1 protein-coding gene is annotated in these 567 nt (G+C 66.0%); it reads left to right on the forward strand.

The window, feature by feature from the left end:
* Window positions 1–567, forward strand: a 567-nt coding sequence (locus XH88_RS25630; protein WP_271671028.1) for a transposase, incomplete at both ends; no start/stop codon positions are given.

A 567-nucleotide genomic window follows, 5' to 3' on the forward strand; every position in this document is an offset into this window, starting at 1 on the left:
CCCCGCAACGTCCGTCGCTACGCTGAGGCAATGGGCATTCTGGAAAAGACCGACCGGATCGATTCCTCCGTCATTGCCCGCTTCGCCGATGCCAAGAACCTGGCTCCGACCCCCGTGCCAAGCAAGGCCCAGCAACGCCTCAAGGCCCTTGTGGCAAGGCTCAGGCAAGTCACCGACGATCTCACCGTGCAGAAGCAACGCCGCGCCAGCCTGCGCGATAATCCCGAGGTGCTGGCCAGCCTCGACGAGGTGATCACCCTCTTGAAGCGCCAATCCCGTAAGCTCGAGGGGGAGATTGCCTCCATGATCGATGACGATCCGCTCTGGGCAAAGCTCGCCGAGAGCTGGCGTGAGGTGAAGGGCGTTGCAGGACGCACCGTCGCGCGGCTGCACGCCGAGGTGCCGGAGATCGGCACCTTGTCCAACAAGGCCATTGCCAAGCTGGTCGGTCTCGCCCCGATCGCCGATGACAGCGGCAAGCGAAAGGGCAAGCGCCCCACCCGCGGCGGCCGTGCTGGCGTCCGCTCGATCCTCTTCCTCGTCGCGGCCACCGCCGCCCGCTACGAC

This window comes from Bradyrhizobium sp. CCBAU 51627, from assembly GCF_028128765.1.
In the GTDB taxonomy this organism is placed as follows: Bacteria; Pseudomonadota; Alphaproteobacteria; order Rhizobiales; family Xanthobacteraceae; genus Bradyrhizobium.